The sequence below is a fragment of the Rhodobacter capsulatus genome, assembly GCF_052363175.1.
In the GTDB taxonomy this organism is placed as follows: Bacteria; Pseudomonadota; Alphaproteobacteria; order Rhodobacterales; family Rhodobacteraceae; genus Rhodobacter; species Rhodobacter capsulatus_D.
Genome location: NZ_CP198946.1, coordinates 571,573 through 595,760 on the forward strand (window position 1 = coordinate 571,573; position 24,188 = coordinate 595,760).

A 24,188-nucleotide genomic window follows, 5' to 3' on the forward strand; every position below is an offset into this window, starting at 1 on the left:
GAGGAAGGATCTTCCTGAGAGGCTTGAGTGACCTCCGTCAGCCGGGGCGCACCTTTGCGGCTGCTTTTTCTTGGTCCAAATACGCCCTTTTGCGACCTCTCCTTCGCGAGCCCTCGTGACGTTGCGCCACTTCGTCGCCAAGCTAGTTACGCGCACGTCAATTCGTTGCAATATGTCTGCCGACGCGGGTTCCCCCGCGACGGGAGCAGGCCCGGTTTCGTCCGGGCAGAGGAGGAACGATGACCGAAGCCTATATCTATGACGCCTGCCGCACGCCGCGGGGCAAGGGGCGCGCTGATGGCAGCCTGCATGAAGTGACCTCGGTCGCGCTCTCGGCGCGGCTTCTGGATGCAGTGGCCGAGCGCAACGGCCTGACGGGCCATGCGGTCGAGGATGTGATCTGGGGCAATGTCACGCAGGTGGGTGAGCAGGGCGGTTGCCTTGCGCGGTCTGCGGTGCTGCTTTCGGGGCTGGATGAATCGATCCCGGGCCTTTCGATCAACCGCTTTTGCGCCAGCGGAATGGAGGCGGTAAACCTTGCTGCCAACCAGGTCAAGGCGGGCGCGGGCGCGGCCTATATCGCGGGCGGGGTCGAGATGATGAGCCGCGTCGCGATGGGCTCGGACGGGGCGGCGATTGCCGTGGATCCGTCCCTCGCGATGAAGACCTATTTCGTGCCGCAGGGGATTTCCGCCGATGTGATCGCCACCGAATACGGCTTCACCCGCGAGATGGCCGATGCCTTGGCGGTTGAGAGCCAGCGCCGCGCCGCCGAGGCCTGGGCCGAGAACCGTTTCGCGAAATCCATCGTGCCGGTGAAGGATCAGAACGGGCTGACCATTCTTGACCGTGACGAATATCTGCGCCCGGGCACGACGATGGAAGACCTGGCCAAGCTCAAGCCCGCCTTCAAGGACATGGGTGAGGTGATGCCCGGCTTCGACAAGGTGGCGATGCTGAAATACCCGCATCTGGAGCGGATCGAGCATATCCACCATGCGGGCAACTCTTCGGGCATCGTCGATGGCGCGGCGGCCGTGCTGATCGGTTCGAAGGAATTCGGCGAGGCGCATGGGCTGAAACCCCGTGCCCGCATCCGCGCGACGGCGAAGATCGGCACCGATCCGACGATCATGCTGACCGGCCCGGTGCCCGTCACTGAAAAGATCCTGCGCGACAGCGGCATGAGCATCTCTGACATCGACCTGTTCGAGGTGAACGAGGCCTTTGCCGCGGTCGTTCTGCGCTTCATGCAGGCCTTTGACGTCGGGCAGGACAAGGTCAACGTGAACGGTGGCGCGATGGCGCTGGGCCATCCGCTTGGCGCGACGGGGGCGATCATCATCGGCACGCTGCTGGATGAGCTGGAACGCCGCGATCTGTCCACCGGCCTTGCGACGCTCTGCATCGCTTCTGGCATGGGCGCTGCCACGATCATCGAGAGGGTCTGATGCCGAAGCTCGACCTGTCCGCGGCCCCGGTGAAGACCGGCTCGATCTACCCGGCGCCTTATGCCGCGCAGATGGCGGGGCGGTCCTCGATCCGGCTCGGGGATCTGGCCGGGCTGACGCAGTTCGGCGTCAATATCGTGACGCTGGAACCGGGCGCCGCGGCCTCGTTGCGGCACTGGCACCTGCGCGAGGACGAATTCGCGCTGGTGCTGGACGGCCGTCTGACGCTGATCGAGGACGACGGCGAAACCGAGATGCACCCGGGCGATTGCGCGGCGTGGAAGGCTGGCGTGCCGAACGGGCATCGCTTCGTCAACCGCTCGGACGCGCCGGGCAAATTCCTGATCGTCGGGACCAAGGCTGCCGAGGAGGTGGCGACCTATTCCGACGTCGACATGCAGATTCACATTGCGGGCGGCAAGGCCCGCTTCACCTACCATGACGGCAGCGACTGGGCGGGCCCCCGCGACCTTGCGCCGAAGGGAGAGAGCAAATGACCGATTTCACCTGTGAGCTTGGCGCCGATGGCGTCGCCGTTATCACCTGGGACGTGGCCGACAAATCGATGAACGTGATGAGCCTTGACGGGCTCGCTACGCTCATTTCCCATGTCGATCAATGCCTTGCCGATGCGGCCTGCAAGGGGATCATCATCACCTCCGGCAAGAAGGATTTCGCCGGCGGCATGGATCTCAACGTGATCGCGAAAATGCGCGAGGGCGGCGCGCAGGCGGTGTTTGACGGCGTGATGCAGCTGCATGCCGCGCTGCGCAAGATCGAGCGCGCGGGGATGGACCCGAAGACGCTGAAAGGGGGCAAGCCGATCGCCTGTGTCCTGCCGGGCACCGCGCTTGGCATCGGGCTGGAACTCCCGCTGTCGTGCCACCGCATCTTTGCCGCCGAGAACCCGAAGGCGAAGATCGGTCTGCCCGAAATCATGGTCGGCATTTTCCCCGGCGCGGGCGGCACGACGCGGCTCGTGCGCAAGATGGGCGCGATGATGGCGGCGCCGTTCCTGCTGGAAGGCAAGCTTTCGGACCCGAAGGCTGCGAAAGCCGCGGGGATCATCGACGAGGTTTGCGCCGATCCGATGGCCGCCGCGCACGACTGGGTGCTCAAGGCCACCGACGCCGATCTGGTCAAGCCCTGGGATGCCAAGGGCTACAAGATGCCGGGCGGTGCCCCCTATCACCCGGCGGGTTTCATGACCTATGTCGGCGCCAGCGCCATGGTGCATGGAAAGACGATGGGGGTCTACCCGGCCGCCAAGGCGCTTCTGTCCGCGGTCTATGAAGGCGCGCTTGTGCCCTTCGATCAGGCGCTGCGGATCGAGGCGCGCTGGTTCACCAAGGTGCTGATGAACCCGTCCTCGGGCGCAATGATCCGCTCGCTCTTCATCAACAAGGAGGCGCTGGAAAAAGGCGCGAACCGGCCCAAGGTCTCCGATCAATCGGTGACAAAACTGGGCGTTCTGGGCGCGGGGATGATGGGGGCGGGCATCGCCTATGTCGCCGCCAATGCCGGGATCGAGGTCGTGCTGATCGACAGCACGCAGGAAGCGGCCGACCGCGGCAAGTCCTATTCGACCGGCATCCTCGACAAGGGGATCCAACGGCGCAAGGTGACCGAGGCGAAAAAGGCCGAGGTTCTGGGCCGTATCACCGCCACCACCGATTACGCGGCGCTTGCGGGCTGCGATCTGGTCGTCGAGGCCGTCTTCGAAGATCCGAAGGTCAAGGCCGAGGTGACGGCGAAAGCCGAAGCGGTGATCGGCGAGGAGGCGATCTTTGCCACCAACACCTCGACCCTGCCGATCTCGGGTCTGGCAAAGGCCAGCCAACGGCCGACGAATTTCATCGGCATCCACTTCTTCAGCCCGGTCGACAAGATGAACCTGGTCGAGATCATCAAGGGCAAGGACACCGGCGAGATTGCCGTGGCGAAGGCGCTCGATTTCGTCCGTGCCATCCGCAAGACCCCGATCGTCGTCAATGACGCGCGCTTCTTCTACGCCAACCGCTGCATCATCCCCTATATCAACGAGGGCATCCGCATGGTGGCCGAGGGGGTGAACCCGGTTCTGGTGGAAAACGCGGCAAAGCTCGTCGGCATGCCGCTTGGCCCGCTGCAACTGGTCGATGAAACCTCGATCGATCTGGGCGTGAAGATCGCCAAGGCGACCAAAGCCGCGATGGGCGATGCCTATCCCGATGGCGCCGTGGATGAGGTCGTGTTCTGGATGGCCGAGCAGGGGCGGCTGGGCAAGAAGGCCGATGCGGGCTTCTACACCTATGACGCGGGCAAGCGCGGCGGCATGTGGGACGGTCTTTCGGCGCACTATCCCCGCGCCGCGGATCAGCCCGAGCTGACCCATGTGCAGCATCGTCTGCTGATGGTGCAGGTGCTCGAAGCCGTCCGCGCCTTTGAACAGGGCGTGCTGACCGACATCCGCGAAGGCGACGTCGGCGCGATCCTTGGCTGGGGTTTCGCGCCCTGGTCGGGTGGCCCCTTCGCCTGGCTCGACATTCTGGGCGCGGCCCGGGCGGTCGAGATCTGCGACGGGCTTTGCGCTCAATATGGCGCCCGCTTCGAAACTCCTGCGCTTCTGCGCGACATTGCGGCCAAGGGCGACAGTTTCTACGCCCGCTTCGGTTCCGGGGCGGCCGCGAAAGCCGCCTGAGATCTCTGATCACGCGAATGAGGGCGGTGCCACGGGCATCGCCCCTTTTCCTTTCGCCCGGCGCGTCCTAGCTTTCCGCCAAAGGAGTTCCGCATGACCAATCCCGTTCTGGCCGAGGGCCTTGGCCCCTTCGCCCTTCCCGATTTCGCCGCGATCACCGATGCCGATTTCGCCCCCGCTTTTGACACCGCTCTGACCGAGGCCCGCGCGAATATCGCCGCCATTGCCGCCAATCCGGAGGCGCCGAGTTTCGCCAATACGATCGAGGCGCTGGAACTGGCCGAGGGGCTGCTCGACCGGGTGGCGGGGGTTTTCTACAACCTCTCGGGCGCCGACAGCACGCCTGCGCGCGAGGCGCTGATGCGCGATCTGGCGCCGAAGATGGCGGCCTTTGCCTCGGAAGTGACGATGAACCGCCCGCTCTTCGCTCGCGTCGAGCGGCTGTGGGAGACGCGCGAAACCCTGGATCTGACCCCGGAACAGGCCCGGGTGCTGGAGCTCTATTTCAAGATGTTCGTGCGCTCGGGCGCGGCGCTGCAGGGCGCCGATGCCGACCGGATGACCGAAATCAAGGAACGGCTCGCGGTGCTTTCGACCGCGTTTTCGCAGAACTTGCTGGCTGACGAACGCGACTGGTTCCGTCCGCTGGCCGAGGACGAGCTGGAGGGCCTGCCCGATTTCGTCGTGGCGGCGGCGAAAGCCGCCGGAGCAGAGCGCGGGCAGGAGGTGCCAGTGCTGACGCTCAATCGCTCGCTGATCGTGCCGTTCCTGCAATTCTCGTCGCGCCGTGATCTGCGCGAACTCGCCTACGAGGCCTGGGTTGCACGGGGCGCCAATGGCGGGCCGACCGACAACCGGGTGATTGCGGCGGAAATCCTGAACCTGCGCGAGGAACGCGCGAAACTGCTCGGCTACGACAGCTTCGCCGCCTACAAGCTCGAACCCGAGATGGCGAAGACGCCCGAAAACGTCCGCGATCTGCTGATGCGCGTCTGGACCCCGGCCAAGGCCCGGGCCGAAGCAGATGCCGCGAGGCTGACGGCGATGATGCACGACGACGGCATCAATGGCGATCTGGAGGCCTGGGACTGGCGCTACTACTCCGAAAAGCGCCGCGTCACCGAGCATGATTTCGACGAGGCGGCGCTGAAGCCCTATCTCTCGCTCGACGCGATGCTGGGCGCGATGTTCGACACCGCCACCCGGCTCTTCGGCCTCGAGTTCCGCCCGATCGAAGGGCCGTTCTACCACGCGGACGTGCGCGGCTGGGAAGTCAGCCGCAAGGGGCGCCATATCGCGGTCTTCCTCGGTGATTATTTCGCGCGGCCTTCGAAACGCTCGGGGGCGTGGTGTTCGGCGATGCGGTCGCAAAAGAAGCTGGGCACGGACACCCGCCCGATCGTCGTCAATGTCTGCAACTTTGCCAAGGGCGAGCCCTGCCTGCTGTCCTATGACGATGCCCGGACGCTGTTCCACGAATTCGGCCATGCGCTGCACCAGATGCTGTCCGATGTGACCTATCAGTTCGTCTCGGGCACTTCGGTCGCGCGGGATTTCGTGGAGCTGCCGAGCCAGCTTTACGAACACTGGATGGAAGTGCCCGAGGTGCTGGAAAAGCACGCCCGCCATTGGCAAACCGGCGAAGCAATGCCGAAGGCGCTTCTCGACAAGCTGCTCGCGGCGGCGACCTATGATCAAGGCTTCCTGACGGTCGAATTCGTTGCCTCGGCGTTCGTCGATCTGGCCTTCCACGAAGGCGCGGCCCCGGCCGATCCGATGGCGCTGCAGGCGCAGGTTCTGGCGCAGATCGGTATGCCGAAGGCGATCCGGATGCGCCATGCCACCCCGCATTTCGGCCATGTCTTCAGTGGAGACGGCTATTCCTCGGGCTATTACAGCTACATGTGGTCCGAGGTGATGGATGCCGATGCCTTTGCGGCTTTCGAGGAAACCGGCGATGCTTTCGACCCGGCCACGGCCGAGCGTCTCGAGCGCTGCATCCTCTCGGTCGGCGGTTCGGTGCCCGCCGATACCGCCTGGATGGCCTTCCGCGGCAAGACCCCGGGGGTCGAGGCGCTGCTGAAAGGCCGGGGTCTTTTGGAGGCCTGAGAAAAGGGCGTATTTGAGCCAAGAAAAAACCCTGTGCTTTTTCTTGGGGAAAATACGCCGGGGGGAGCCTCCGCAGGAGGCCGGGGGGCAGCGCCCCCTGCCTTCGTCAGCCTTGCCAGACGTCCATGTGGATGATCACATCGGTCTGCGGATAGGCCTCGCGGATCGCGCGTTTCAAACTGCGCGCGATCGCATGGGCGGCGTCGAGGGTCTGCTCGCCGTCAAGCTCTATATGGATCTGCACGAAGACACGCGCGCCCGCGGTGCGGGTGCGCAGATCGTGGTGGCCGCGCACGCCGGGCCAGAGATCGGCAATGTTCGAAATGCCCTGCACCAGCTCGGCGGGGGCGGCGCGGTCCATCAGCGCGTGCCAGCTGGAAATCCCGATCTGCAGTGCGCCGCGCAGCATCAGAAGGGCGGCCAGAATCGCAATCACGCTGTCTGCCCGTGACCAGCCGAACCGCGCCGAGAGCAGTAGTGCCAGAATCGCGCCCATGGTCGGCAGCAGATCGCCCACGTAATGCAGCATGTCGGCGGCCACGACCTTGTTGCCGGTCTGCCGCGCCACCCGACGCTGCCAGAGCACCAGCGCCGCCGTAAGCCCCGCCGAAACCGCCATCACCGCGATGCCCGCGCCTTCCTCGGCCAGCGGCACCGAGGGGGCCATGAGCCGCTCGACCGAGGCCCAGAGGATCAGCCCGCCCGAGGCCGCGACGAAGATCGCCTGACCAAGCGAGACCAGATCTTCGACCGAGCTGTGCCCAAACGTGTGATCGTCATCAGCCGGGCGCGCTGCATAGACGATCGCCGCAAGACCCGCGGCCGACACGAACAGATCCATCGCCGAATCGGCGAGCGAGGCCGCGATCGACAAGGCTCCGGTGGCAAAGAGCGCCCAGAGCTTCAGCACGACCAGCGTGGCGGCCACGGAAACCGAGGCAAACCCCGCCGAGAGGTTCAGTTTCTGTGCAGGGGCATCATAAGGCATCGGCGACTCGGGATTGGGTTGCGGGCCCTGTCCCTATCCGATCCCTGTGTCTCAGTCACGAATTTCATCGGGGTCCACGCCCCAGATCGCGGTTTTCGGCACCCAGCCATCGGCCTCTTCGGCGCTGATCTCGCACCAGTCGATCGTGCAATCCCCGAGCTTCGCCACCGCCCCCATTTCGGCCAGCGCCACCACGGCCGATTTCGCATCGGCGCGGGCGTGCAACTCGGTCATGTCATCCTCGACGATGACGGTCCGCACCCCGGAGATCAGCGAGTAATGCACCCAGCCGCCCGCGCCGTCGCGATCCTCGACCCGGCGCCAGTGGCCGAATTCGGCGGTGACGCGCAGCGGCATCCCGGCATGAGTGAAAACCCAGTCGATGCGATGGCTGAGCGAGGGGCCGCGCCGTGCGTTGCCTTCGGACCCTTTGAGCGAGACGTAGCGCGGCAGGGGCAGGTTTGTCACCGGACCGCGGCCACTTTGCGTTGCCAGCGCCTGTGCCACGGCTTCATCCGTGGGCGGTGGTTCGTCGTCAATCTCCTGCGCTGGTGCGGGCAGCGTGCCAAGTCCCAGGGTCAGGGCCAGCATCACCCCCGGCAGCCTGGTTGACAGGCGCCGTTCACGATCGCGCGCGCAACAAAATTGCGCTAACACGTCAAAAATCGTCATTTCTGCTCTCTCCGGGCCTTGTAACTTGCCCCTTTGACGGTCAATTTGCACCCAAGCACAGGAGTTTGGAAGAGAGGAGAGACAACCATGCCCGCACCGCGACTGAGTGTTGTCGTGACGCGACGGTTGCCCGAAGTGGTCGAGACGCGGATGAAGGAACTTTTCGACGTGACCCTGCGGGAGAGCGACGAAAAGATGACCCGCGAAGAGCTGGTGGCGGCGATGCAGGGCGCCGACGTGCTGGTGCCGACGCTGACCGACCATATCGACGCCAACATGCTGGCAGGCGCGGGTAACCGCCTGCGTCTGATCGCGAATTTCGGCGCCGGGGTCGATCACATCGACGTCGCCTCGGCCCGCTCGCGCAATGTGCTGGTGTCAAACACGCCGGGCGTGGTGACCGAGGACACGGCCGACATGGTGATGTCCCTGATCCTTGGCGTGACCCGTCGTCTGCCCGAGGGGCTTGCCGAGATGGCGCGCGGTGAATGGCAGGGCTTTGCGCCGACCGCGAATCTGGGCGGGCGGATCGGCGGCAAACGGCTGGGCATCATCGGCATGGGGCGGATCGGTCAGGCCGTTGCCCGTCGCGCGGCAGCCTTCGGGATGGAGATCCATTACCACAATCGGCGCCAGCTGCGCGCCGAGACCGAAGCCGATCTGAAGGCGACCTATTGGGACAGCCTTGATCAGATGGTGGCGCGGATGGACGTGATCTCGGTGAACTGTCCGCACACGCCCTCGACTTTCCACCTGATCAATGCGCGGCGGCTGAAGCTGATGAAACCGTCGGTGGTGATCGTGAACACCTCGCGCGGCGAGGTGATCGACGAGAATGCGCTGGTGCGCGCGCTGAAGGCGGGCGAAGTGGCCGGGGCGGGGCTCGATGTCTATGAGCACGGCGCCAACATCAACCCGGCGCTGCGCGAGATGCCCAATGTGGTGGCGCTGCCGCATATGGGCTCAGCCACGCGCGAGGGCCGGATCGAGATGGGCGAAAAGGTGATCCTGAACATCAAGACCTTTGCCGATGGCCACCGGCCGCCGGATCTGGTCGTGCCCGGCATGCTGTAAGCGAAAGGGCGGCCCCCGGGGCCGCCCTTTTCACATCGTCAGCCGAATTCTGCGGCCCGGTTGCGCCTGAGAACTGACGGCGGCCAGCGACAGCGTCGAATAGGCGCTTTCGCGTGCTTGGGCGGCGTTCTGTTGTTGCATCTGTTCTTGCGCATTCGGCTTGTCGGTCAGGCTGGTGCCGCGCACCGCCCGGCCCTCGGCCAGCGCCTGATCCGCGACCTGACGCAAGGCATCATCCTGCTTGCTCAGGTCCACCCGCGTTTCAGAGAGGTCGACCTGCTCTTGCACGGGGGTCGTCTGATCGATGAGCGCACTCAACTCATCGACATTGCCGCCGGGTTTGCCGCCCGCCTCCTGCTGCACCAGAATCTCGACAGGCGTCGGTTCGCGGTCCTTCATCTCCGTTTCGGCTTCGGCCGCAATCTTCTTCACCGAATAGACAGCCCCGGTGGGCTGGGTTTCGGTGCTGGCGATCTCTCGTCTCATCGTGTCGGCCGCAGTGTTCTCGGGCATCTTGGCCGCTTCTCGCGAAATGTCGCGTATCCCGCTCAGCGGGGTCGAGTCGCGGCTTTCCACGATCTGCGCCGGCCCCATGAGCGAGGATTCGACGACATGGCCCTTCAGCCCGCTGGTCGAGCCTACGCCGTGAGAACTGGTTGCAGAAGCGGCAACAGAGGTCGCGCCACCGGCATGGTTGCGCGCTGTCCCCCGGGAAACGGCGGAGACGGAAGAGACGGCAGAGATGGACGCGATCATCGCAAGACAGCCTCTGAACAACAGATACGCGCGCAGGATACACCCGATGACCCGGTCAATCATCGTTAAGCTGTCTGAATGGTAAACCCCGTCCGGGCTTCATCGGTTTGTGTCGTTTTTATCCATTATATGTCGGCAACGCTTGCCCGAAGCTTCGCCAACCTGCGACAACGGGGGAAACGCTTCAGGAGTTCCCGATGAAGACCCATGTCAAAGCCCTTGTTGTCGGCGGCGGTGCCGTCGGCTGTTCGATTGCCTATCACCTTGCCAAGGCGGGCTGGGAGACGATGCTTGTCGAGCGCGACGAGCTGACCTCGGGCTCGACCTGGCACGCCGCCGGTCTGCTGCCGCTTTTCAACATGAGCTATGCGACGACCCACATCCACAAATACTCGGTCGATCTCTACAAGCAGCTCGAGGCCGAAACCGGTCTGAACGCGGGCTTCTCGGTTTGCGGCAACCTGCGCATGGCGCAGACGCAGGACCGGATGGACGAATACATGCTCTATTCCTCGGTCGCCGAGACCGCGGGCGTGTATCATGAATTCCTGACGCCGAAGGAAATCAAGGAACGCTGGCCGCTGGTGCGCACCGACGACCTGAAGGGGGCCCTCTTCCACCCGCAGGACGGCTACATCAACCCGGCCGACGTGACGCAGGCGATGGCCAAGGGTGCCCGTCAGCGCGGCGTGGACATCGTCCGCAAGCTGCAGGTGAACGGCTACAAATGGACCGGCTCCGAGTGGATCGTGACGCTCGAAAAGATGGTCGAAAAGGGCGGTAACCTGGTCGGGTCGGGCGAGCTGATCGACGTGCATGCCGAGCATGTCGTCACCGCGACCGGCAACCACGCGCAGCGCACCGCCCGGCTTCTGGGCATCAAGATCCCGGCGATTCCGGTCGAGCACCAGTTCATCGTCACCGAGCCCGATCCGATGCTGCAGGAATGGCGCAAGAACAACCCGGAACACCCGGTTCTGCGCGATGCCGATGCGAAATGGTATGTCCGCGAAGAGCGCGGCGGCTGGATCCTTGGGCCCTATGAAAAGGGCGCCCCGGCCCGCTTCCTCTATGACGTGCCGGAAACCTTCCGCGCCGACCTCTTCCCGCTCGATCTGGAGCGGATCGAGGCGGAATACATGTCGATGATCCACCGTCTGCCGTCCTCGGAAACCGTCGGTCTGAAAGACGATTTCAACGGCCCGATCTGCTACACGCCCGATGGCAACCCGCTCGTCGGCCCGGCGCCGGGCCTGCGCAACATGTGGCTGGCCGAGGGCTTCAGCTTCGGCATCACCGCCGCGGGCGGCACCGGCTATTACCTCGCCCAGCTGATGGTGAATGGCGAAGCCGAGATCGACATGGCCTCGCTCGATCCCAAGCGCTACGGCAACTGGATGACGACGGAATATGCCGCGCGCAAGAACGAGGAATGCTACGACCACGTCTTCATCCTGCACCACCCGGACGAAGAACGCGAAGCCTGCCGTCCGCTGCGCACCGCGCCCGCCTATGACCGCCAGCTCGCGCTCGGCGCGCAGATGGGTCAGGTGAACGGCTGGGAACGCCCGAACTACTACGGCCCGGTCGATGCGCCCGCCGATTTCGACCACAACAGCCGCAGCTTCCGCCGTGGCGCATGGTGGCCCTATGCGGTCGCGGAAGCGAAAGCGATCCGCGAAACTGCGGGGATCATCGATGCGGCGGCCTTCACCAAGCATCTGGTGCGCGGCGCGGGGGCGACGGCCTTCCTCGACCACTTCACCTGCAACAAGCTGCCGGCGGTGGGCCGGATCAACCTGACCTATGCGCTGACAGATGCGGGCACGACGCGGACGGAATACACGATCGTCCGTCTGGCCGAGAATGAATACTACCTGATCTCGGCTGGTGCCTGGACCGCCTATGACTATGACTTCCTGCAGAAATCGGCCGATGATTTCATGGCGGCCGGTGGCGGTCACATCGACATCCACGATGTCACCACGCAATGGGGCGTCTATGCGCTCGCCGGTCCGAATGCCCGCGCGATCCTGAACGAGATCGTCAAGGATGCGAACCCGGAAACCGTGCTTGGCAACAAGCGCTTCCCGTGGCTGAGCTGTCGCAACATCGAACTGGGCATGTGCCCGGTCCGCGCGATCCGCGTGGCTTATACCGGCGAGCTTGGTTGGGAACTGCATTACCCGATCGAATTCGGCCGCTACCTCTGGGATCTGATCTGGTCGGTCGGCCCGAAACACGGTTTGAAGCCGGTGGGCGCCCGGGCGCAGAACTGGCTGCGGCAGGAGAAATCCTACCGCGCCTTCGGCAATGAACTGGGGCGCGACGCGACGCCGATGGAGGCCGGTCTCGACCGCTTCATCGACCTCACGAAAGACTTCCGCGGCAAGCAGGCGATGCTCGAGACCGGCATCCGCGCGAAATGCGTGACGCTGCTCATCGATGGGCCGGAAGACACCGATCCCTGGGGCAAGGAAGCGCTGATCCACAACGGCGAAAAGATCGGCCGTCTGACTTCGGGCGGCTGGTCGGTGGCCTTCGGCAAGCAGATCGGCATGGGCTATGTCCGCCCCGATCTGGCCGAGGTCGGCACCAAGCTGAAGGTGAAGATCCAGCTCAAGGAATGGGATGCGGTCGTCACCGAAGACAGCCCGCATGATCCGACGAACGCGCGCATCCGCAAGGATGGCTGACACCGAAGGGCCGGGGGAAACCCCGGCCCTTTCGCTGTGATCTGCGGACAGGATTTGCGTATTTGAACCAAGAAAAACCCTGTGCTTTTTCTTGGTTCAAATACGCCGGGGGGTGAATTGGCCGAAGGCCAAGAGGGGGGCAGGGCCCCCTTTACCTTTCAGCGCTGAGCGCGGGCGGCGAGCCAGCTTTCCCAGGCGCCGCGGGACCCCGCAAAGGCGTTGATGTCGACCTTGCCGCCGACACCCGGCACGACGCCGGTGCCGGTATATTGCCAGAAGGTCCAGCGTTCGCCCGGGTAGCGCTCGGACGGATGCGCGGTGACGGCACGCAGCCAGAAATCCACCCCCGACATGCTGCCCAGATCGTTGTCGCGGTAGAAGTCCGGGGTGGTGTAGACGACGGGCTGGGTGCCGTAATGGCGCTCGAGCAGGCTCAGGAAGGTGCGCATTTCCGAGCGCACTTTGGCGGCATCGGGGCGCGCCTTGCAGCTGGGCGAATCGGGGTTCCATTCGATGTCGAGCACCGGCGGCAGATCGCCCGGTTGTTCGGGGACATTGCGGATGAACCACGCCGCCTGTTCCGAGGCCGGGCGGCAGAAATAGTAGAAGTGATAGGCCCCGACCGGCACACCAGCCGCGCGCGCGGGGGCTGCGTTCTGTTCAAACCCCGGATCGACGCGGTCGCCGCCTTCGGTTGCTTTCAGCCATGCAAAGGACACCCCGGCCCGCCGGGCGGCCCGCCAGTCGATCGCGCCCTGATAGCGCGAGGCATCAAGGCCATGCACCGCGTAGCGCGCGGGCGTGATGCCTTGCCAGTCATGCGGATCGGTGTCGCCAAAACCCGAGGGCAGGCCGGGTGCGCGGTAATCGGCGGCATCCAGGTCCGAGGGCGATTCGAGCCGTCCCTTGACCGGGCCATGATGCCCACGCCCGTGATGGCCGCAGCCCATGATCAGCGCGCAAAGCGCTGTCGTGACGAGAATCGTTGAAATCCGCATGCCTGCCTCTGCCCGTGCTGGTCTGATTGGAGCAAAGGGTGACGCAAAACGCCCCCGCTGTCACGGGGGCGTGGCCGGGCTTGCGGAAAATTGACGCTCAGGCGCTGGTGGCGCCGGGCTGATCGGCGGCGAGTTCGTCCCAGCAGGCGAGCGCATGGGCCGCATACATCATCGCCGGGCCGCCCCCCATCTGGATCGCCACGGCGCAGATATCGGCCAGCTCTTCGCGCGTGCCGCCCGCGCGCATCATCGCGCCGATGTGGAAGTTGATGCAGGGCTCGCAGCGCTGAGCAATGCCCATGGCGAGCGCGATCCATTCCTTCTGGCGCTTGTCCATCACGCCGTTCTCGGTGATGGCCTTTTCCATCTCGCCAAAGCCGCGCATCGCATCGGGGATGATCTTGCGCATCACGCGCAGTTCACCGCGCATCGTCTCGATCTTGGTCTTGTAGCTCATCTGGGCCTCCTTTTGAGACCTAGATATATTCATAATTTGGAATGTCAATCAAAACGCGACGGCGCGAGGCTGTCGAGAAGGTCGCGGTCCAGCGCAGGCGGACGGCCCGCGATCAGATCGGCCACGAGTTCCGCCGCCGCAGGCGCCAGCTGGAAGCCATAGCCGCCCTGACCGGCGAGCCAGAAGAAGCCGGGCTCGGCCGCGTCAAAGCCGATCACCGGCGCGCGGTCGGGGGCGAAGGTGCGCAGGCCTGCCCAATTCGCCAGAAGCCGGGTCACCGGGGCGGTCACCGCCTCTTCATAGCGCGCCAGCCCCTCGGCCAGCACCATGTCATCGGCCCAGGCATCATGCGGCTCGGCTGGGTCCTCGTCGGCCGGAGACACGATCAGCGCCCCGGCATCGGGCTTCGTATACCAGTCCTCGCCGCCGCCGATCACCATCGGCCAGGACCGCACATCCATTCCCTCGGGCGCCGGGATGCGCGCCATCGAGCGGCGCAGCGGCGTGAAGCCAAGAGTCCCGACCCCCGCCAGCGCGGCCACCTGATCGACCCAGGCGCCCGCCGCGTTGATCAGGATCTTCGCAATGAAGACCGCGCCCCCCGCCTCGACCTCCCAACCCGTGGAGGTGCGGGTGATGCGCGTCGCCCGTGCCCGGGTGCGGATCGTGGCACCTGCCGCCCGGGCCTCGCGGGTGTAGCGGGCCAGAAGCGCATCGGTGTCGATGTCCTTCGCGCGCTCGGCATAACCGGCAAAGGCCACCGTCTCGGGGTTCAGGATCGGCCAGAGCGCCTGCGCTGCGGGGATCGTCAGTTCATCCAGTTGAAAATGGTCAAGATGCTCGCGGAACCGGGCCTCGTGCGCGGCGTCATCCACCACCATCAGCCCGCGCGGGGTGAGCAGCCCGGAGCCCTCGTAGAACGCCTGCGAGGCCAGCGAGAGCGCCACCACGACCGGATTGCCATAGCGCGGTTCATAAAGCGCGGCCGAGCGGGCCGAGGCGTGATAGGCCAGATCGGCCTCTGCCTCGAGCAGGGTAGCCGTGCCGAGGGGGGCCAGATGGGCGGCCGCGGAAAGCCCCGCGATGCCACCGCCAAGAATGAGAAAATCGGTCTGCATGGCGGCAGGTTAGTGAGCCGCCCGGGCAAAGAAAAGGGTGATTGCATCGCCTGTGGTCCCGGGCTTAGGCTGAGGCAGCCAAGGAGGGCGCGATGAAACAGGTTTTGATGCTTGGACTTCTGCTGGCTCTGGCGGCCTGCGGCGACAGCGTGCCGCTGGTGCCGTTTATTTGAACCTGAACGGCCGGAACGAGGTCTCGTTCCGGCCTGTCCTGTCTTGCGCGGAGGCTTTCTGGTCGTAGATCAGAGGCCCGGCCACACCGCCAGAACGCCGCGCTGGTCGAAGGTGGCGCCGCGCTTGGCGCCGAAATTGAACTTGGCCCCGAGGCCGAAGTAGGTTTCCGACCCGGTATTCTCGATATCGGCGCTGCCGAGCTGGGCAGTCAGCGCAAAGTTGTCGATCCGGTATTCGGCTTCGAGCTGCGCCCGTGACATGTCGTAGCCTTCGACGTCGAGATTGTCATAGGAAGCGCCAAGGGTGAAAGCATCGGTTGCGTCATAGCCGATGCCGATCCCCATCAATGTGCCGTCGATGTTGGAAAATTCGCCACCGGCGACATAGGCATCGCCATTTAACTGGCCCTGTTCGAAGCCGACTTCGGCGCCGTAGAAATTGTAGCCCTTGCCCTCGATCTCATCGCGGCCGAAGAAAGCACCGAGCGAGGCATTCTCGCTGGCGTGATAGAGGCCGTGCAGCGCAAGGCTGGCGGTGTCGGCATCCAAGAGGCCGAAATGGCCGATCGACATATCGCCTTGCAGGCCGAAGTTGCGGTCGAAGCCGAGTTCGAGACTTCCCGAAAGGGCGGTTTTGCTGACGGTGCCCTCGCTGTCATCAGTGAAGGCGCTGTAGTCAAGGCCAAGGCTGGCGCCGGTGACTTCTGCGGCCTGAGCGGCCGGGGCGCCAAGCGCGCTACATGCCAAGATGCAAAGGAAAATTCGTTTCATTCCTGCCTCCAAAATTGTTGTTTGGACGATTCTAGGCAGGACGGAGGAGGTGCACAACCTTGGATTGCCGCGCCTTGTGGCGGCAACGTGACGCAGCGCAATATGATGTGATAGCCCGCAGTCGATGGGACACGGAGCCGCTGGGGCTCCGTGTCGTGGGATCAGGCCTGCAGCGGACGGACCGAGATTTCGCCCTCGGCACGGCTCTTCATCGCGGCGACGGCGGCGATGGAGGCGGCGGCGGTGGTGAAATAGGGGATCTTGTCGTAAAGCGCGACGGCGCGGATTTCGCGGCTGTCTGAGACCGACTGGTTGCCGTCGGTGGTGTTGAAGACCAGCGCGATATCGCCATTCTTCAGCCGATCGACGATATTCGGACGGCCCTCGTAGACCTTGTTCACCGCCTCGGCCTCGACGCCCTTTTCCTTCAGCCAGGCGCCGGTGCCGCGGGTGGCGACCAGCGTGAAGCCCATCGCGATCAGATCGCGGGCGGCATTGGCCAGATCGTCCGACTTGTCGGCATCCTTGATCGACAGGAACACGCGGCCGCATTCCGGCAGATGCGTGCCCGCGCCCATCTGCGCCTTGAGGAAAGCGCGCGGGAAGTTGCGGTCCCAGCCCATGACTTCCCCGGTCGAGCGCATTTCCGGCCCGAGCAGCGTGTCGACGCCCGGGAAGCGGGCGAAGGGCAGCACCGCCTCCTTGACCGAGAACCACGGCGTGTTCGGATCGGCGAGCGTCAGCGGATCGGCGAAGGGCAGGGGCGTTTCCGGGCCGACGCCTTCGGGATAGGCGGCGCGCTGCGGGAAGTTCGCCATCGGCTCGCCCGCCATCAGCCGCGCGGCGATCGAGGCAATGGCCGAGTCGGTGGCCTTGGCGACGAAGGGCACCGTGCGCGAGGCGCGCGGGTTGACTTCAAGGACGTAGATCACCCCGTCCTTGATCGCGAATTGCACGTTCATCAGCCCGACGACGCCCAGCGCCAGCGCCATTTTCTCGGTCTGCGCCTTCAGCTCCGCCACGGTTTCGGCCGACAGCGAATAGGGCGGCAGCGAGCAGGCGGAATCGCCCGAATGGACGCCCGCTTCTTCGATATGCTGCATGATGCCCGCGACATGGACGGTCTTGCCATCTGAGAGCGCATCCACATCGACCTCGATCGCACCCGAGAGATAGCTGTCGAGCAGAACCGGGCTGTCGCCCGAGACATGCACCGCGGTGGTGATGTAGCGCTTCAGATGCTCGGTATCGCGCACGATTTCCATCGCGCGGCCGCCCAGCACATAGGACGGGCGGATCACCAGCGGATAGCCGACGCGGCCCGCGATTTCAAAGGCTTGCGCCTCGGTCGAGGCGATGCCGTTGACCGGCTGCTTCAGCTCCAGATCATTGAGCAGGTGCTGGAAGCGCTCGCGGTCTTCGGCAAGGTCGATGGCGTCCGGCGTGGTGCCAAGGATCGGGATGCCTTCGGCTTCGAGCGCATTCGCGAGCTTGAGCGGCGTCTGGCCGCCGAATTGCACGATCACGCCATGCAGCGTGCCGTTGTCCTGCTCGACGCGCAGGATTTCCAGCACATGTTCCAGCGTCAGCGGCTCGAAATACAGCCGGTCCGAGGTGTCATAGTCGGTCGACACCGTTTCCGGGTTGCAGTTGATCATGATGGTTTCATAGCCCGCCTTTGTCAGCGCGAAGCAGGCATGGCAGCAGCAGTAATCGAACTCGATCCCCTGACCGATCCGGTTCGGGCCGCCGCCAAGGATCACCACTTTCTTGCGATCCGAGGGCCGGGCCTCGCATTCGACATCGCCCATCGCGGGGACTTCGTAGGTCGAATACATGTAGGGGGTCTGCGCCTCGAACTCGGCGGCGCAGGTGTCGATGCGCTTGAAGACGGCGGTGACGCCCAGATTGCGGCGGGCGCGGCGGACCTGACCTTCGTCGCGGCCGGTCAGTTTCGCCAGACGCGCATCGGTGAAGCCCATCATCTTCAGCTTGCGCAGGCCCTTTTCATCGAGCGGCAGGCCGTTCTTGCGGATCGCGGCTTCGGCCTCGACGATTTCGCGGATCCGGGCGAGGAACCATGGATCAAAGGCGGTGGCGGTGACGATTTCGGCGTCGGTCAGGCCATGGCGCATGGCTTGCGCGATCAGCCGCATCCGGTCCGGGGTCTGGCGGGAGATCGCCTTGATCACCGCGGCCTTGTCGGGCGCGCCTTCGATGGCGATTTCGTCAAAGCCGGTCAGGCCGGTTTCCATCGAGGCCAGCGCCTTTTGCACCGATTCGTGGAAGGTCCGGCCAATGGCCATCGCCTCGCCCACCGATTTCATCGCGGTGGTCAGTTCCGGCTTCGAGCCGGGGAATTTTTCGAACGCAAAACGCGGGATCTTCGTCACGACATAGTCGATGGTCGGCTCGAACGACGCGGGCGTGACCTTAGTAATGTCGTTGTCGAGTTCATCGAGCGTGTAGCCGACGGCCAGCTTCGCCGCGATTTTGGCAATCGGGAAGCCGGTGGCTTTCGAGGCCAGCGCCGAGGAGCGGCTGACGCGCGGGTTCATCTCGATCACCACCATGCGGCCGTCTTTCGGGTTGATCGCCCATTGCACGTTCGAGCCGCCGGTCTCGACGCCGATTTCGCGCAGCACGGCGATCGAACCGTTGCGCATGATCTGATATTCCTTGTCGGTCAGCGTCAGTGCCGGGGCGACGGTGATGGAATCGCCCGTGTGCACGCCCATCGGATCGACGTTTTCAATCGAGCAGACGATGATGGCATTGTCGGCTTTGTCGCGCACCACCTCCATCTCGTATTCTTTCCAGCCCAGAAGCGACTCGTCGATCAGCACCTGCGCGACGGGCGAGGCATCAAGCCCCGAGCGCACGATGGCCTCGTAATCGTCCCGGTTGTAGGCGACGCCGCCGCCGGTGCCGCCGAGCGTGAAGGCCGGGCGGATGATCGCGGGCAGGCCGATGTGTTCAAGGTCGATCAGCGCCTGACGCACGCCGGCCGAGATGTCGTATTTGCCGTTTTCCAGCTTCGGCGCCGAGATGATCGTCGCTTTCGGGTTTTCCAGCCCGATCCGGTCCATCGCCTCGCGGAAGAGTTTCCGGTCTTCGGCCATCTCGATGGCCTCGCGGTTGGCGCCGATCAGCTCGACGCCGAATTTTTCCAGCACGCCCATGTCGGCCAGCGCCAGCGAGGTGTTCAGCCCGGTCTGCCCGCCCATCGTCGGCAAAAGCGCGTCGGGGCGTTCCTTTTCGATGATCTTCGCGACGACCTCGGGGGTGATCGGCTCGATATAGGTCGCGTCGGCCATTTCCGGGTCGGTCATGATCGTCGCGGGGTTCGAGTTCACCAGAATGACCCGGTAGCCTTCTTCGCGCAGCGCCTTGCAGGCCTGGGCGCCCGAATAGTCGAATTCGCAGGCCTGCCCGATGATGATGGGGCCCGCGCCGATGATGAGGATGGACTGGATGTCGGTTCTCTTCGGCATGGGGGAACCCTTTATGTCATGGCGCGGCAAGACGCACCGGGCCATGGGGTCCGGTGCGCAAATTGATGGGGGTTATAGTCAGGTCGCGGCGTGGCGCAAGCCCCGATGCGTGACATTCCGACCATGTGAGAGAAAGCAGGCGCCTTTCCCCTGTGGGTGCGGCAAGTCTGGCGTGGCGCTGATCCGACCTTTCCCACGAAAATGCCGAATTCCAGCCGTATTCGGCGTTTATCCACGTCAAACTGACGTGTGGAGAGTTCTCACGATGACGATGATCGAACAACGCTTCGCCTGCGATGCCGCGCCGACTGAGCCGCGAGTGGATCGTTTCATCTCCAGGATATTTCCCAAGACGGAAGACCTCGCTCTTGGTGTTATATGTTACACCTTGATTGCGGTGAGCATCACGGCCGCAGTTGGTGCTGATCTGTCGACGTTGTCCAACGTGATCATCCGTTCTTTTCAGTCTTTCTACTTTCTGGTGCGGTTGCTTGCGCCCGGCTGGTTTGGGGTGGCCCTTGCGGTCGGGTTTCTGCTGCTGGCCCCGGTGAGGCAACGCCTCTGGCGCAACCTGCCTTCGGTCTTGTTCTCCATCGCGTTGTGCTGGATCTTCTTCACGTTGTTTTCGAATGTGAAAAATGCGCTGCCCAAAATCGTGCCGTTCTGGGCCGATCCGTTTTTGACAAGAGCCGATCTTGTTTTGCATCTCGGGCACAGCCCGCACGACTTGCTTGGGTTTCTGGCGGCATTGCACATCGGCCCTCTGCTGCAGTTCTACTTCAACAGTTGGGCACTTTTTGCCACGTTCCTCCCGGTGTTGCTGATCGCTTTCGATGGCGATGGTGCGCGTCGCCGCGTCTTCATTTGGCTGTGGATGTTTTGCTGGGTGGGGCTTGGAAACGTGTTGGCGGTGATGTTCATGTCTTACGGGCCGATTTTCGCCGATCTTTTTGCCGATGGCTTGACCCATGCGCATGCAGGGGCACTGGCTTTGACCGAGCGTAGCGACGGCTCCGGGCTTTTGGCGATAAAAATGCGGCTGTGGCATGGCTACGCTGGCGACGACGGAACTCTGGGCGCAGGCATTTCTGCCTTTCCCTCGGTCCATGTCGGGATGGCTACAGTCTTGGGCCTCTATGTTGCCAGACTGGCGGCGGATTTCGCACGGCAAGAGCGCATCGCTATGCTGTGGGCGCGCGTGCTGGTTTGGGGCGCCCGCGTCGCGGCTGGGCTTTACATCATGACTTATGTGGCTCTATCGGTCTGGCTTGGCTGGCACTATGCGATTGACGGCTATGCCTCGGTTCTTGTCATCGGGTTGGCTTATCTTGCGCTTTGTGCGCGTATACCGCGCGCCGCCGCAACGGCGGGATAAGCTGGCGGCAAGCCAAAGGTGGGGAGCTATTTGAATACTCTTGCCCGGACTTGACTTTCCGCCCCCCAAAGAGTGTATCGACGAAAGCTTGAAACCCGGCCATTCCGAGGGAACTGAACCTATGCACGCCTATCGCAGCCATACCTGCGCCGCCCTCAACGCCGCGAATGCGGGTGAGGAAGTTCGTCTGTCCGGCTGGGTGCATCGGGTGCGAGATCACGGCGGTGTGCTCTTCATCGACCTGCGCGACCATTACGGCATCACGCAGATCCTGTGCGACGGCGACAGCCCGGCGTTCTCGGCGCTCGAAAAGGTGCGCGCCGAATGGGTGATCCGCATCGACGGCAAGGTGAAGCTGCGCGATGCGAGCCTGATCAACGCGAAGATCCCCACCGGGGAAATCGAAGTTTACGTCAAGGACGTGGAAGTGCTCGGCCCGGTCGAGGGTGACCTGCCGGTGCAGGTCTTCGGCGAGCCGGAATACCCCGAAGAAACCCGCCTGACCTATCGCTTCCTCGATCTGCGCCGCGAAAGCCTGCATCAGAACATGATGCTGCGCTCGCATGTGGTGCGCAGCCTGCGCAACCGGATGTGGAACACCGGCTTCACCGAATTCCAGACGCCGATCATCACCGCGTCTTCGCCCGAAGGCGCGCGCGACTTCCTCGTGCCGTCGCGTCTGCACCCGGGCAAGTTCTACGCGCTGCCGCAGGCGCCGCAACAGTTCAAGCAGCTGATCATGGTGGCGGGGTTTGACCGCTACTTCCAGATCGCGCCCTGCTTCCGCGACGAAGACCCGCGCGCCGACCGCAGCCCGACCGACTTCTATCAGCTCGACATCGAGATGAGCTTCGTGAAGCAGGAAGACGTGTTTGCCGCCGTGCAGCCGGTCATTCAGGGGCTGTTCGAGGAATTCGGAAAAGGCAAGAAAGTCGATCCGAACTGGCCGCTCATCGCCTATCGCGACTCGCTTCTGTGGTATGGCTCGGACAAGCCCGACCTGCGCAACCCGATCAAGATGGCCGATGTGTCGGAGCATTTCCGCGACTCGGGCTTTGCGATCTTTGCGAAACTGCTTGAAAACGACGGCACCGAAGTGCGCGCCATTCCCGCGCCGACGGGCGGCTCGCGCAAGTTCTGCGACCGGATGAATGCGTTTGCGCAAGCGAACGGCCTGCCGGGCATGGGTTATATCTTCTGGCGCAAGGCCGAAGACGGGTCGATGGAAGCCGCCGGTCCGATCGCGAAAGCGCTGGGCGCCGAGCGCACCGAGGCCATTCGCACGCAGTTGAACCTGAACGAGGGCGATGCCGTCTTCTTCCTTGGCGGCAAGGCCGAGCAGTTCGAATCCGTCGCGGGCAAGGCGCGCAACGAGATCGGCCGCGAGCTGGGCCTGACCGAGACCGACACCTTCCGCTTCGCCTGGATCGTCGACTTCCCGATGTACGAGAAGACCGACGAAGGCAAGATCGACTTCAGTCACAACCCGTTCTCGATGCCGCAAGGCGGGCTCGAGGCGCTGATGGGCGATCCGCTCAAGGTCTATGCCTATCAATATGACCTTGCCTGCAACGGCTACGAACTGGTCTCGGGCGGCATCCGCAACCACCGCCCCGACATCATGTTCAAGGCCTTCGAGCTGGCGGGCTACCCGAAGGAAGAAGTGGAAAAACGCTTCGGCGGCATGGTCAAGGCGTTCCGCTACGGGGCCCCGCCCCACGGCGGGTGTGCGGCGGGCATCGACCGGATCGTGATGCTGCTGGCCGATACGGCGAACATCCGCGAAGTCATCATGTTCCCGATGAACCAGCGTGCCGAAGACCTGATGATGGGCGCGCCCAGCGAGCCCACCAATGAACAGCTGCGCGAATTGCGGCTGCGGGTGCTGCCGAAAGAATCCTGATCTTCACGCAAGCGTGAGCAAAAGGGTGCCGAAGGTGACGACGGCACTCTTTCGTTTGTGCGTAACATCCATCGCGTTCGTCTCTGAGGGGAGGGCAGGATGGAGTTCTCGCAACTGGCGCAGGTGCGGTTCGGCTTTGGCCCCGCGCCGGGCAAGCCTGCTCCGGCCGATGCCGAGGCGATGCTGGCCGGTCTGGCCGGTCCCGATGATCTGGCGGCGCGCTGGCCGGGGCTGAACACCGAAGCGGCCCTGGCTCTTGCCCGTGAGTTCCGCACGGCCAAGAAAACCGCCAAACACGCAAGCCCGGCCGAGATCGAGGCGATGCAGGCCGCGCTTGAGACGCAACAGCAGCGCATGACCACGGTGCTGTTGCAGAACCTGCAGCTGTCGCTGGCCCGCGCGGTCGAGGCGCCGGACGGCTTTCGCGAAAGGCTCTGGGCGTTCTGGCGCGACCATTTCACCGTGATGGCGAAGCGGCGGCAGGATGTCGGCCTGTCTTGCGCCCACGGCGAGGCATTGCGCCCCCATATCACGGGCAATTTCAAGACCCTGCTGCGGGTGGCCGAAACCCATCCGATGATGCTGATCTATCTTGATCAGACCTTTTCGATCGGACCGAATTCGCGACGGGCAAAAAAACGGCCGGGCCTTGGTCTGAATGAAAACCTCGCCCGCGAGGTGATGGAGTTGCATACGCTGGGCGTGGCTGGCCGCTACACCCAGACCGACGTGCGGCAACTGGCGGAGCTCTTCACCGGCATGCAGGCGGATTCGGGCGAGGGTTTCGCTTTCGCCCCCAATCTGGCCGAGCCAGGAGCCGAGACGGTGCTGGGCAAGACCTTCGGCGGCGATCCCGCGAAGGTCGAAGACATCTACGCGGTGCTTGACACTCTGGCGCTGCATCCGGACACGGCGCATCATCTCGCCTCGAAACTGGCGGTGCATTTCGTCGGCCCCGCGCCCGATCCGGCGCTGGTCACCGCGATGGCCGAGGCCTACAGCCGCTCGGGGGGCGAACTGATGCCGGTCTACAAGGTGCTTTTGACCCATCCCGCCGCGCTGAGCCCGCAGTTTGCCAAGGTGCGCCAGCCCTTCGACTATGTCGCCACCGGGTTGCGGGCGCTTGGCGTTGACGGCGAAGCGGTGATGGCGCGCGAAGGCAAGGAAATCCGCGTGACCGCCTTTGGCCCGATGCGCATGATGGGGCAGCCCTGGCTTGCGCCGAACGGTCCCGACGGTTGGCCCGAGGACGACGCGGAATGGATCTCGCCGCAGCAGCTTGCGGCACGCATCAACTGGGCGATGCGGGTGCCGGCGCGTTACAGCCCCGCCCCCGCAGATCTGAGGGCCTTTGCCGAGGCGACCCTGGGTCCGCGGCTGTCCCCGGCTTTGGCGCAGGCGGTGCCGCGGTCCGAAACCAAGGTCGAAGCGGTGGCGCTGGTGCTCGCTTCGGCGGAATTCATGAGGAGATGA

17 protein-coding genes are annotated in these 24,188 nt (G+C 64.2%); 9 read left to right on the forward strand and 8 right to left on the reverse strand.

Annotation, left to right across the window (positions count from 1 at the left end; translation table 11 throughout):
- The first annotated feature begins 239 nt into the window (after window positions 1-239).
- The 4 genes from ACTTAI_RS03605 (at window position 240) to ACTTAI_RS03620 (ending at window position 6,240) form a co-directional block, all read left to right on the forward strand.
- Window positions 240-1,451, forward strand: coding sequence for an acetyl-CoA C-acetyltransferase (locus ACTTAI_RS03605; protein WP_444454375.1), 1,212 nt, complete (start codon window positions 240-242; stop codon window positions 1,449-1,451).
- The gene (locus ACTTAI_RS03610) at window positions 1,451-1,948 is read left to right on the forward strand and encodes a cupin domain-containing protein (RefSeq protein WP_444454377.1); all 498 of its coding nucleotides are present in this window, start codon (window positions 1,451-1,453) and stop codon (window positions 1,946-1,948) included. Before ACTTAI_RS03605 ends, ACTTAI_RS03610 begins: the two co-directional genes overlap by 1 nt.
- On the forward strand, window positions 1,945-4,131 hold the full coding sequence (locus ACTTAI_RS03615; RefSeq protein ID WP_444454379.1) for a 3-hydroxyacyl-CoA dehydrogenase NAD-binding domain-containing protein: 2,187 nt from the start codon (window positions 1,945-1,947) through the stop codon (window positions 4,129-4,131). Before ACTTAI_RS03610 ends, ACTTAI_RS03615 begins: the two co-directional genes overlap by 4 nt.
- 93 nt (window positions 4,132-4,224) lie before the next feature.
- Window positions 4,225-6,240: a M3 family metallopeptidase gene (locus ACTTAI_RS03620; RefSeq protein WP_444454381.1), complete on the forward strand. Its 2,016-nt coding sequence runs from the start codon at window positions 4,225-4,227 to the stop codon at window positions 6,238-6,240.
- A gap of 106 nt (window positions 6,241-6,346) precedes the next feature.
- On the opposite strand, the gene ACTTAI_RS03625 is transcribed toward ACTTAI_RS03620, so the two are convergent.
- Together ACTTAI_RS03625 and ACTTAI_RS03630 are read right to left on the reverse strand one after the other, a co-directional pair.
- Entirely contained in the window at window positions 6,347-7,228 is an 882-nt protein-coding gene (locus ACTTAI_RS03625) for a cation diffusion facilitator family transporter (protein ID WP_444454383.1), read from the reverse strand.
- Window positions 7,229-7,279: 51 nt separating this feature from the next.
- A complete protein-coding gene (locus ACTTAI_RS03630; protein WP_444454385.1) occupies window positions 7,280-7,900 on the reverse strand; it encodes an SH3 domain-containing protein in 621 nt (206 codons plus the stop codon).
- A gap of 87 nt (window positions 7,901-7,987) precedes the next feature.
- Here ACTTAI_RS03630 and ACTTAI_RS03635 point away from each other — a divergent pair, with 87 nt between their 5' ends.
- Window positions 7,988-8,974 (forward strand): 2-hydroxyacid dehydrogenase, encoded by a 987-nt coding sequence (locus ACTTAI_RS03635; protein ID WP_444454386.1) that lies wholly within the window; start codon window positions 7,988-7,990, stop codon window positions 8,972-8,974.
- A 30-nt stretch (window positions 8,975-9,004) separates the two neighbouring features.
- Here the strand turns inward: ACTTAI_RS03635 and ACTTAI_RS03640 are convergent, their stop codons facing one another.
- Window positions 9,005-9,793 (reverse strand): hypothetical protein, encoded by a 789-nt coding sequence (locus tag ACTTAI_RS03640; RefSeq protein WP_444454388.1) that lies wholly within the window; start codon window positions 9,791-9,793, stop codon window positions 9,005-9,007.
- 134 nt (window positions 9,794-9,927) lie between these two features.
- On the opposite strand from ACTTAI_RS03640, the gene ACTTAI_RS03645 reads away from it, so the two are divergent.
- Window positions 9,928-12,426, forward strand: a complete 2,499-nt coding sequence (locus tag ACTTAI_RS03645; RefSeq protein WP_444454390.1) for a GcvT family protein — start codon at window positions 9,928-9,930, stop codon at window positions 12,424-12,426.
- A 158-nt stretch (window positions 12,427-12,584) separates the two neighbouring features.
- On the opposite strand, the gene ACTTAI_RS03650 is transcribed toward ACTTAI_RS03645, so the two are convergent.
- The 5 genes from ACTTAI_RS03650 to carB form a co-directional block, all read right to left on the reverse strand.
- On the reverse strand, window positions 12,585-13,424 hold the full coding sequence (locus tag ACTTAI_RS03650; RefSeq protein WP_444454392.1) for a glycoside hydrolase family 25 protein: 840 nt from the start codon (window positions 13,422-13,424) through the stop codon (window positions 12,585-12,587).
- Between the two features lie 97 nt (window positions 13,425-13,521).
- Complete coding sequence (locus ACTTAI_RS03655; protein WP_444454395.1) at window positions 13,522-13,881, reverse strand: carboxymuconolactone decarboxylase family protein; 360 nt, start codon at window positions 13,879-13,881, stop codon at window positions 13,522-13,524.
- Window positions 13,882-13,925: 44 nt separating this feature from the next.
- Complete coding sequence (locus ACTTAI_RS03660) at window positions 13,926-14,999, reverse strand: NAD(P)/FAD-dependent oxidoreductase (protein WP_444454397.1); 1,074 nt, start codon at window positions 14,997-14,999, stop codon at window positions 13,926-13,928.
- A 242-nt stretch (window positions 15,000-15,241) separates the two neighbouring features.
- Complete coding sequence (locus ACTTAI_RS03665) at window positions 15,242-15,943, reverse strand: porin (protein ID WP_444454398.1); 702 nt, start codon at window positions 15,941-15,943, stop codon at window positions 15,242-15,244.
- 161 nt (window positions 15,944-16,104) lie between these two features.
- Window positions 16,105-19,437 (reverse strand): carbamoyl-phosphate synthase large subunit, encoded by a 3,333-nt coding sequence (carB, locus tag ACTTAI_RS03670; RefSeq protein WP_444454400.1) that lies wholly within the window; start codon window positions 19,435-19,437, stop codon window positions 16,105-16,107.
- 265 nt (window positions 19,438-19,702) lie between these two features.
- Here carB and ACTTAI_RS03675 point away from each other — a divergent pair, with 265 nt between their 5' ends.
- The 3 genes from ACTTAI_RS03675 to ACTTAI_RS03685 all read left to right on the forward strand — a co-directional run bounded on the left by ACTTAI_RS03675 (window position 19,703) and on the right by ACTTAI_RS03685 (window position 24,188).
- Entirely contained in the window at window positions 19,703-20,812 is a 1,110-nt protein-coding gene (locus tag ACTTAI_RS03675) for a phosphatase PAP2 family protein (protein WP_444454402.1), read from the forward strand.
- Window positions 20,813-20,933: 121 nt separating this feature from the next.
- Complete coding sequence (gene aspS, locus ACTTAI_RS03680) at window positions 20,934-22,715, forward strand: aspartate--tRNA ligase (RefSeq protein WP_444454404.1); 1,782 nt, start codon at window positions 20,934-20,936, stop codon at window positions 22,713-22,715.
- A gap of 99 nt (window positions 22,716-22,814) precedes the next feature.
- Complete coding sequence (locus ACTTAI_RS03685; RefSeq protein WP_444454406.1) at window positions 22,815-24,188, forward strand: DUF1800 domain-containing protein; 1,374 nt, start codon at window positions 22,815-22,817, stop codon at window positions 24,186-24,188.

Excerpts from the sequence above, each read along its gene's own strand:
- ACTTAI_RS03605 (WP_444454375.1), top strand. The coding sequence starts at position 240 with ATGACCGAAGCCTATATCTATGACGCCTGCCGCACGCCGCGGGGCAAG.
- ACTTAI_RS03610 (WP_444454377.1), top strand. The coding sequence starts at position 1,451 with ATGCCGAAGCTCGACCTGTCCGCGGCCCCGGTGAAGACCGGCTCGATC.
- ACTTAI_RS03615 (WP_444454379.1), top strand. The coding sequence starts at position 1,945 with ATGACCGATTTCACCTGTGAGCTTGGCGCCGATGGCGTCGCCGTTATC.
- ACTTAI_RS03620 (WP_444454381.1), top strand. The coding sequence starts at position 4,225 with ATGACCAATCCCGTTCTGGCCGAGGGCCTTGGCCCCTTCGCCCTTCCC.
- ACTTAI_RS03625 (WP_444454383.1), bottom strand. The coding sequence starts at position 7,228 with ATGCCTTATGATGCCCCTGCACAGAAACTGAACCTCTCGGCGGGGTTT.
- ACTTAI_RS03630 (WP_444454385.1), bottom strand. The coding sequence starts at position 7,900 with ATGACGATTTTTGACGTGTTAGCGCAATTTTGTTGCGCGCGCGATCGT.
- ACTTAI_RS03635 (WP_444454386.1), top strand. The coding sequence starts at position 7,988 with ATGCCCGCACCGCGACTGAGTGTTGTCGTGACGCGACGGTTGCCCGAA.
- ACTTAI_RS03640 (WP_444454388.1), bottom strand. The coding sequence starts at position 9,793 with ATGATTGACCGGGTCATCGGGTGTATCCTGCGCGCGTATCTGTTGTTC.
- ACTTAI_RS03645 (WP_444454390.1), top strand. The coding sequence starts at position 9,928 with ATGAAGACCCATGTCAAAGCCCTTGTTGTCGGCGGCGGTGCCGTCGGC.
- ACTTAI_RS03650 (WP_444454392.1), bottom strand. The coding sequence starts at position 13,424 with ATGCGGATTTCAACGATTCTCGTCACGACAGCGCTTTGCGCGCTGATC.
- ACTTAI_RS03655 (WP_444454395.1), bottom strand. The coding sequence starts at position 13,881 with ATGAGCTACAAGACCAAGATCGAGACGATGCGCGGTGAACTGCGCGTG.
- ACTTAI_RS03660 (WP_444454397.1), bottom strand. The coding sequence starts at position 14,999 with ATGCAGACCGATTTTCTCATTCTTGGCGGTGGCATCGCGGGGCTTTCC.
- ACTTAI_RS03665 (WP_444454398.1), bottom strand. The coding sequence starts at position 15,943 with ATGAAACGAATTTTCCTTTGCATCTTGGCATGTAGCGCGCTTGGCGCC.
- carB (WP_444454400.1), bottom strand. The coding sequence starts at position 19,437 with ATGCCGAAGAGAACCGACATCCAGTCCATCCTCATCATCGGCGCGGGC.
- ACTTAI_RS03675 (WP_444454402.1), top strand. The coding sequence starts at position 19,703 with ATGACGATGATCGAACAACGCTTCGCCTGCGATGCCGCGCCGACTGAG.
- aspS (WP_444454404.1), top strand. The coding sequence starts at position 20,934 with ATGCACGCCTATCGCAGCCATACCTGCGCCGCCCTCAACGCCGCGAAT.
- ACTTAI_RS03685 (WP_444454406.1), top strand. The coding sequence starts at position 22,815 with ATGGAGTTCTCGCAACTGGCGCAGGTGCGGTTCGGCTTTGGCCCCGCG.